This window comes from Janibacter limosus NBRC 16128 (assembly GCF_001570985.1).
Taxonomy (GTDB): Bacteria; Actinomycetota; Actinomycetes; order Actinomycetales; family Dermatophilaceae; genus Janibacter; species Janibacter limosus.
The window spans coordinates 1-8,086 of record NZ_BCSS01000067.1; the positions used below are offsets into that span (position 1 = coordinate 1).

The following is an 8,086-nucleotide window of genomic DNA, read 5'->3' on the forward strand; positions in this document are numbered from 1 at the left end:
GGAGCCGCGCCGACCCTAGAGGTCGGCGCGGCTCGGTGGTTGTGCGCCGGCTCGGGCGACGGTGTAGGCGGACGCGTCGATGCCGCGCTCGATCGCGGGGGTCAGGACCCGGCCGCGGGACTTGTGCAGGCGTGCCTTGGCGTCGGCGCCGCCGAGGAGGCCTGCGTCGATGAGGCCCGACAGCAGACCTGACATGAAGGCATCGCCCGCGCCGACGGTGTCGACGACCTCGACGGTGCGGCCCGGCACAGCGATGAGCCGGCCCGAAGGGAGGATCGCCAAGGCTCCTCGTGGTCCGAGCGTGCACACGACCAGCACGGGGCCGAGGTCGGCCCAGGACCGCAGCTGCTCGGCCAGCTCGTCGTCGTCGAGGGAGCGTCCGGCCAGCCACTGCAGGTCCTCGTCGCTGGCCTTGACGACATCACTGACGGCGACGCGGCGCTCGACCTCGGCGACGGCGAGCTCACGGTCGGGGAAGAGGTCCGGGCGCACATTGGGGTCGTACGAGACGGTGTGGCCTCGTGCGGCGCCGGTCATGGCGGACAGCACGTCGACCCCGCCGGGACGCATCACGGCGCCGATCGAACCCGTGTGCAGGTGACCCGGCAGGTCGGGGAGCTCCGGTACCCGCCAGGCGATGTCGAAGGAGTACGACGCGGACCCTGCAGCGTCCAGGGTCGCGGTGGCCGTGGAGGTGTCGAGAGCGTTGTCGCTGCCGGGAGTGAGCAGGACGCCGGCGTCCGCCAGGTGCTCCCCGATGACGGCCCCGCGGCCGTCGCAGGCGAAGTGGGTGGCCAGGCTGACCGGGTGCCCGAGGCGGGCCAGCCCGACCGCGACATTGAGCGGGCTCCCCCCGACATGCTCCGCGTGGTCCCCGACCGGGCCCACGACGACGTCGACGAGGGACTCGCCGATGACCAGGGTGGGAGCCGGGGCGGGGGAGCGACGGCGCAGGCCGGGCATCGGAGTCAGGCGTTCGGCTGGGGGAAGAGTCGCTGGACCTTGGTCAGGTTGTGGTGCGCCTCGACGACCCGGATGGTCCCGGACTTGCTGCGCATCACGAGCGACTCGGTGGTCGCGCCGCCGGCGCGGTAGCGCACGCCACGCAGCAGCTCACCGTCGGTGATGCCGGTGGCGACGAAGTAGCAGTTGTCCGTCGCCACGAGGTCGTCGGTGGTCAGGACACGGTCGAGGTCGTGACCCTCGTCGATGGCGTGCTGGCGCTCCTCGTCGTCACGGGGCCAGAGACGACCCTGGATGACGCCGCCGAGGCACTTGATCGCGCAGGCCGTGATGATCCCCTCAGGGGTGCCACCGATGCCCAGGAGCAGGTCGATACCGGTGCCCGGCCGGGCCGCCATGATCGCCCCGGCGACGTCGCCGTCGGAGATGAAACGGATGCGAGCGCCCGCGGCGCGGACCTCCTCGGCCAGGTCGTGGTGGCGGGGGCGGTCGAGCATCATGACCGTGACGTCCTCGGGCTGCTCGCCCTTGGCCTTGGCGATGCGCTTGATGTTCTCGGCGACGGGCAGCCGGATGTCGACGACGTCCGCGGCCTCGGGGCCGGTGACGAGCTTGTCCATGTAGAAGACGGCGCTCGGGTCGTACATCGAGCCGCGGTCCGCGACGGCGAGGACGGAGACTGCGTTGGTCATCCCCTTGGCCGTCAGGGTGGTGCCGTCGATCGGGTCGACGGCCACGTCGCAGGCGGGGCCCTCCCCGTCGCCGACCGCTTCGCCGTTGAAGAGCATCGGGGCCTCGTCCTTCTCGCCCTCGCCGATGATGACCGTGCCGTTCATCCGGACGCTGGAGATCATTGTGCGCATCGCGTCGACGGCTGCACCGTCAGCGGTGTTCTTGTCGCCTCGTCCGACCCAGCGACCACCGGCCAGGGCAGCGGCCTCGGTGACCCGCACCAGCTCCATCGCGAGGTTGCGGTCGGGGTGCATGACCCCTGCGCTCGGGGTGGACTGGGACTGGCTCATGGCTCTCCTAGCGTGGCATGGTGCTCGTCGCGCCAGAGCCTATCTGTCGCACCCACCTGCGCGTGCGACCATGTGATCCATGAGTTCTGCCCCCGGCGACCAGGCCGAGACCGCCCCCGTCACCGCCACGGACCGTGAGCCGACGCCCGCCGAGCTGGCGTCGCAGCAGGGTGTCCCCGCCCGCGGAGCGAGCCACTACGCCAAGGGCAGCGCCGCCAACATCGCCCGCTCGATGGCGGTCATCGTCGCGATCACGCTCGCGCTCTTCTTCATGACCGGCCGACCCAACAGCACGACGCCCCAGTCCATCGACGTCCCGGGCACCGCGGTGGTGCGGGCCGAGCAGGCGGGCCAGCCCTTTGCCTACCCAGAGGGTCTGCCGGACGGGTGGGCCGCCACCAATGTGCGGTATGTGCGCTCCAAGGGCGATGTCATGGTCTGGAACGCCGGGTACACCACCCCCGACGGTGAGTACGTCTCGGTGCAGCAGGCACTGGACCCGGGCCAGCCGTGGGTCGACACCCAGACCAACAACGGTGCCCGCGTGGGGACCGTCACGACCGACGACGGTCGGGTGTGGGCCAAGCGCGACCGAGAGGGCAAGGTGCAGCGCAGCCTGGTCAATGTCCCCAAGGACCCCACAGAGCTGACGACCCTCGTCACCGGGACGGGGTCGTGGGCACAGCTGGAGGAGTTCGCCGACACGCTGGTCCCGGCCGAGGTCCCCACGGCCGGCTCGAGCCCGAGCAGCTGACCCCGCTCACGGGGCTGCGGTGACCCTCAGGACGAGGTCGCCGAGGGCGGGGTGGGCCAGCGGGAGGCCGGAGAGCTCGTCGGGGCCGAACCAGCGCAGGTCGTCGTGCTCGTCGGGCGCGAGGTTGGTCGGCCTGCCCTGCCATCCGTCGATGACGAAGGCATGCAGCTCCAGGTCGTCCAGACGCGTCGTCGTCGCCAACCGGGCATGGGTCACGACGACACCGATCTCCTCGACGCACTCCCGCGCGAGCGCCTGCTCCGGGGACTCTCCCGGCTCGATGTGCCCACCCACGGCGTCCCAGCAGTCGGGGTAGTAGCGCCGCAACGGGTGGCGGTGGCCCAGCAGGACCCGGCCGTCCGCGACCAGGAGGCCTGCTGCGACGCGATGCACGTACTGGTCCACGACCTCAGCCGTCGCGGGTGTCGGCCCCGGCCCCGGGCGTGAGGCTCGCCTCGGCCTTGTCGAGCCAGGTCTCGCAGTGCGCGGCGAGGGCCTCGCCCCGCTGCCACAGCTGCATCGACTCCTCGAGGCCGGCCTGGCCGCCCTCGAGCCGGGCGACGAGCTCGATGAGCTCCTGTCGCGCCTCCTCGTAGCTGAGATCGGCGACGTCGGTCTGCTCCTGCTCATCTGACATGGCGACCACTCTAGGTGCGGCCGGGCGCGGGTCGCGGCCCGGCGCTGGCGTAGGTCGCGACAGGTGACCTGCGGGTACGACGTGCACCTGTCGGCTGCGATGCGCGGCGACGCCCGTGGATCGGGGCCTTCGAATGGACCTGCTCGAGACATGCACGTCGTACCCGCAGGTAACACCTGTCCGGAGCGCCGTCGAGAGCGAGCCGCATGGGTCCAGGCCGGGGTGTCAGGCGTCGGTGACCCGGACCGCGAAGTCCCCGTCGGCGACGGTCACCCGCAGCAGGTCGTCGACAGCCAGCCCTTCCCGGGAGGCGATGACCTCACCCTCGGGGCGCTGGACGATCGCGTACCCGCGCTCGAGGGTCGAGGCAGGGGAGAGGACTCGGGCCTGGGCGCGCAGGTGCCCGATCCGGTCGCGCTCGCGGTGCAGCCGGGCCTCGACCCGCCCGTGGGCGCGGCGACGCAACGCCTCGACGACCTCGCGCTGGGCGCGGACGAAGGCGGTCCGGTCGGTGAGCACCGGCCGGCTCGTGAGGTGGACGAGGCCACGGCGCTCACGCTCGATGAGAGCGGCCAGCGCGGTCCGTGCCCGGGCACGGGAGTCGACGATCCCCGCGCGCTCGGCAGCAGCGTCGGGGCAGACGAGCTTGGCGGCATCGGTGGGGGTGGAGGCGCGCACGTCGGCGACGAGGTCGAGGATCGGGGTGTCGACGTCGTGGCCGATCGCGCTGACGACGGGGGTGCGGGCCTCGGCGACCGCGCGCACCATCGTCTCGTTGCTGAAGGGCAGCAGGTCCTCCACGGACCCGCCGCCGCGGGTGACGATGATGACGTCGACGTCCTCCATCGCGTCCAGCTCGGCGATGGCCGCGGTCACCTCGGTCACCGCCGTCGGACCCTGCACCGCGACCTGCCTGATGGCGAAGGGCAGGCCTGGCCAGCGGCGGTGCGCGTTCTCGACGACATCACGCTCCGCGGCGCTCGCTCGACCGCAGACCAGTCCGACGCGCCGAGGGAGGAAGGGCAGCGATCGCTTGCGGGAGGCCTCGAAGAGCCCTTCGGAGCGCAAGTTTTGCTTGAGATACTCGATGCGCGCGAGGAGCTCGCCGACGCCGACGGGACGGATCTGGCGGACGTCCATCGACAGCGAGCCGCGCTGGGTCCAGTAGTTGGGCTTGGCTTGGACGACGACCCGGGCGCCCTCGCCGAGCGGTGCGGCCATCGCGTCCAGTGCATTGACCCGGACCATGCAGGGCAGCGACATGTCGACATCGGGATCGCGCAGGGTCAGCCACGCGGTGCGCGCCCCCGGTCGTCGCGTGAGCTGGACGACCTGCCCCTCGACCCAGGTGACCGACATCTTGTCGACGTAGTCCGCGATCTTCATGCTGAGCACCCGTACCGGCCACGGCTGCTCGGCGCTCGTGTCAGCGGCCCTGTCCGGCAGAGGAGTGCTCATGCCGCCCAGCGTATGGCGATCAGGGCCCGTTCAGGCCCCTCGCCTACGATTGGGGCCATGAGCACCACTGCGACCCCTTCCACCGACTCCGACGCCCAGCAGGGCGCCAAGCGTGTCCTGCTCGCGGCCCCCCGCGGCTACTGCGCCGGGGTGGACCGGGCCGTCGTCACCGTCGAGAAGTCCCTCGAGCTGTACGGCCCGCCGGTCTATGTCCGCAAGGAGATCGTCCACAACAAGCACGTCGTGACGACCTTGGAAAAGATGGGCGCGATCTTCGTCGAGGAGACCGACGAGGTCCCCGAGGGCGCGACCGTCGTCTTTTCCGCACATGGCGTCGCCCCGGTCGTCCACGAGGAGGCCAAGCAGCTCAGCCTCAAGACCATCGATGCGACCTGCCCGCTGGTCACCAAGGTGCACCGCGAGGCGGTGCGTTTCGCCGACGACGACTTCGACATCCTGCTCATCGGTCACGAGGGGCACGAGGAGGTCGTCGGCACCTCCGGCGAGGCGCCCGAGCACATCACCCTCGTCGAGGGTCCGGACGATGTCGCCAATGTCGAGGTCCGTGACCCCGACAAGGTCGTATGGCTCTCGCAGACGACGCTGTCGGTCGACGAGACCATGGAGACCGTGCGGCGCCTGCGGGAGAAGTTCCCCAAGCTGCAGGATCCCCCGAGCGACGACATCTGCTACGCCACGCAAAACCGCCAGCTCGCGGTCAAGCAGATGGCCAAGGACTGCGACCTGATGATCGTCGTCGGCTCGCGCAACTCGTCCAACTCGGTGCGCCTGGTCGAGGTTGCGGTCGAGCACGGCTCGCGCGACGGCCACTTGGTCGACTACGCGGACGAGATCGACGAGGCGTGGCTCGAGGGTGTGCAGACCGTCGGCGTCACCTCCGGCGCATCGGTGCCCGAGATCCTCGTGCGCGGTGTCCTCGACTTCCTCGCCGAGCGCGGCTACGGCGACCCGCAGCCGATCATCGCGGCTGAGGAGAGCCTCCTGTTTTCCCTGCCCAAGGAGCTGCGCAAGGACCTCAAGGCAGCCGGCATGGACGACAAGATGAAGCACGACGCGGGCTCCCTCGAGGACGCGGGCCAGCTGCACTGACGCCCGCACTCCCTTCGTCCGACGAAGGGGGGAGCACCGCGCATCATCGTGCCCACTCGGGGTAGCAGGTCCCGCGGGGCGCCACCCGGCGCCGGGAGGGCGGTGCCGCGGTGAGCTCGACGGATGTTGCTGAGGACAAGCCGGTCAGGAGCCTGATCCCGGCCCGCATGCATGACATGCCGTGGTCGAGGTTCCACTGGATGGTGATCCTCGGTCTCGGGACGGCGTGGATCCTCGACGGTCTCGAGGTCCAGATCGTGGCCGCCGGAGGCTTCGAGAAGTCGCTCGGCATGTCATCGACGGATGTCGGTCTCGCCGGCACGGTCTACCTCGTCGGCCAAGTGACGGGCGCGCTCTTCTTCGGTCGCCTGACCGACACCCTGGGCCGCAAGAAGCTCTTCACGATGACGCTGGCGCTCTACCTGGTCGCCTCGGGCCTGGCGGCGTTCTCCCCGAACATGTGGGTCTTCCTCGCGCTGCGCTTCGTGGCCGGGACCGGCATCGGCGGCGAGTACTCGGCCGTCAACTCCGCGATCGACGAGCTCATCCCCGGCAAGTTCCGTGGTCGCGTCGACCTGGCCATCAACGGCACGTACTGGCTGGGCGCCGGCTTCGGTGCCTTTGCCAGCTACTGGCTGCTCAACCCGGACATCGTCGGTGAGGGCCTCGGGTGGCGGATCGCCTTCCTCATCGGTCCCGTCCTCGGTCTGGGCATCATCTACCTGCGTCGGCACATCCCCGAGAGCCCGCGATGGATGGTCACGCACGGCAAGTTCGACGAGGCCGAGGAGATCGTCTCGGGCATCGAGGACGAGGTGCGGGCGAAGGGGGACACCCTCCCCGATCTCGACATGGACCGGGACGGGATGTGGATCAAGAGCCGTGAGGGCCTGACCCCCAAGCAGCTCGCCTACGTCTTCTTCACGATGTACCCGAAGCGCACGGTGCTCGGCGCGACGTTGATGATCACGCAGAGCTTCCTCTACAACGCGATCTTCTTCACCTACTCGCTCGTGCTGCAGAACTTCTACGACAAGACGGCCTCGAGCGCGGCGGTGTACTTCTTCCCCTTCGCCGTCGGCAACCTGCTCGGTCCGCTGCTCCTGGGTCGGTTCTTCGACACCGTTGGGCGACGCAAGATGATCGGCGGGTGCTACGCCTTCGCAGCGATCGTGCTCACCGTCTCCGCCTTCCTCTTCAACGCTGATGCCCTGACCGCGGGGACGCACACGATCTTCTGGTGCGTCGCGTTCTTCTTCGCCTCCGCCGGGGCCTCGGCCGGCTACCTGACGGTGTCGGAGATCTTCCCGCTCGAGGTGCGCGGGCAGGCGATCTCTTACTTCTTCGCCATCGCGCAGATCTTCGGAGCCATCGGACCGGTCTTCTACGGCTGGCTCATCGGCGATGGTGGTGACCGGCAGCCGATGTTCTGGGGCTATCTCATCGCCTCGGGGATCATGATGACCGGTGCGATCGTCGCCGCGGTCTGGGGCGTCGATGCCGAGGGCAAGTCCCTGGAGGAGATCGCGCCCCCGCTCACCACCTACGACGACCACGGCAACGAGACCGTCAACCTGCCGGTCTGAGGAGGACGACATGAGTGATGCGAATGCGCCCCGCCCCTACACGGTCGTCGTCGGGGTCAGCACGACGTCGAAGTCTCCTGCCGCACTGCGCTGGGCCGCGGCCCAGGTCGCCCTCAACCACGGCCACCTCGTGGCCGTGCGTGCGTGGAAGATGCCAGCGGCCGCCGGCTCCACCTCCGGGGTCATCGCGGCCACCCCGCCTCGCGAGGGTGATGTCGTCACGACGATGGAGCGCTCCTTGGCGGCCGACGTCGCCGAGGTCCTCGGACCCGACCACGGGGCCGAGCTGCGCGTCGTGCGCGGGGGTCACCGTCGGGTGCTCCTCGACGCGGCGCAGGACGCCGACCTGCTCGTGATCGACACGCCCCGCCGACTGACCGGTGAGCCGCTCTTCGCCCAGCGACTCCTCGAGAGCGCCTCCTGCCCCGTGGTCGCGATGCCACCGAGCATCTCCGAGCAGCCGCCGGGCGCGGTCGAGCGCGCCGGCCGTGCACTCGGTCGCGCTGCGGTGCGCTCGGCGGGGACCGCCGGCCGTCCCGGGTACCGACCGCCGGCA

Annotated in this window: 9 protein-coding genes; 4 read left to right on the top strand and 5 right to left on the bottom strand. The window is 70.3% G+C overall.

Annotated features, from left to right (window positions below; all coding sequences use genetic code 11):
* Nucleotides 1-15 precede the first annotated feature (15 nt).
* Both JLI01S_RS15840 and glpX read right to left on the bottom strand, forming a co-directional pair.
* Complete coding sequence (locus JLI01S_RS15840) at nucleotides 16-963, bottom strand: PfkB family carbohydrate kinase (RefSeq protein ID WP_068266448.1); 948 nt, start codon at nucleotides 961-963, stop codon at nucleotides 16-18.
* Between the two features lie 5 nt (nucleotides 964-968).
* Nucleotides 969-1,985 (bottom strand): class II fructose-bisphosphatase, encoded by a 1,017-nt coding sequence (gene glpX, locus JLI01S_RS15845; RefSeq protein WP_068266452.1) that lies wholly within the window; start codon nucleotides 1,983-1,985, stop codon nucleotides 969-971.
* A gap of 79 nt (nucleotides 1,986-2,064) precedes the next feature.
* Between glpX and JLI01S_RS15850 the strand changes: the two genes are divergently transcribed.
* Entirely contained in the window at nucleotides 2,065-2,739 is a 675-nt protein-coding gene (locus tag JLI01S_RS15850) for a DUF4245 domain-containing protein (protein ID WP_068266455.1), read from the top strand.
* A gap of 6 nt (nucleotides 2,740-2,745) precedes the next feature.
* Here JLI01S_RS15850 and JLI01S_RS15855 read toward each other — a convergent pair whose 3' ends face one another.
* The 3 genes from JLI01S_RS15855 to xseA form a co-directional block, all read right to left on the bottom strand.
* Nucleotides 2,746-3,144 (bottom strand): NUDIX domain-containing protein, encoded by a 399-nt coding sequence (locus JLI01S_RS15855; RefSeq protein ID WP_245634658.1) that lies wholly within the window; start codon nucleotides 3,142-3,144, stop codon nucleotides 2,746-2,748.
* 4 nt (nucleotides 3,145-3,148) lie between these two features.
* Nucleotides 3,149-3,376: an exodeoxyribonuclease VII small subunit gene (locus JLI01S_RS15860; RefSeq protein ID WP_068266459.1), complete on the bottom strand. Its 228-nt coding sequence runs from the start codon at nucleotides 3,374-3,376 to the stop codon at nucleotides 3,149-3,151.
* A 225-nt stretch (nucleotides 3,377-3,601) separates the two neighbouring features.
* A complete protein-coding gene (xseA, locus tag JLI01S_RS15865; protein WP_068266462.1) occupies nucleotides 3,602-4,834 on the bottom strand; it encodes an exodeoxyribonuclease VII large subunit in 1,233 nt (410 codons plus the stop codon).
* A gap of 57 nt (nucleotides 4,835-4,891) precedes the next feature.
* Here xseA and JLI01S_RS15870 point away from each other — a divergent pair, with 57 nt between their 5' ends.
* From JLI01S_RS15870 to JLI01S_RS15880, 3 genes are all read left to right on the top strand, one after another.
* Nucleotides 4,892-5,944, top strand: a complete 1,053-nt coding sequence (locus tag JLI01S_RS15870; RefSeq protein WP_068266466.1) for a 4-hydroxy-3-methylbut-2-enyl diphosphate reductase — start codon at nucleotides 4,892-4,894, stop codon at nucleotides 5,942-5,944.
* A gap of 110 nt (nucleotides 5,945-6,054) precedes the next feature.
* Entirely contained in the window at nucleotides 6,055-7,530 is a 1,476-nt protein-coding gene (locus JLI01S_RS15875; RefSeq protein ID WP_369407385.1) for an MFS transporter, read from the top strand.
* A gap of 10 nt (nucleotides 7,531-7,540) precedes the next feature.
* On the top strand, nucleotides 7,541-8,086 hold a 546-nt coding region (locus JLI01S_RS15880), incomplete at its 3' end, for a universal stress protein (protein ID WP_068266473.1).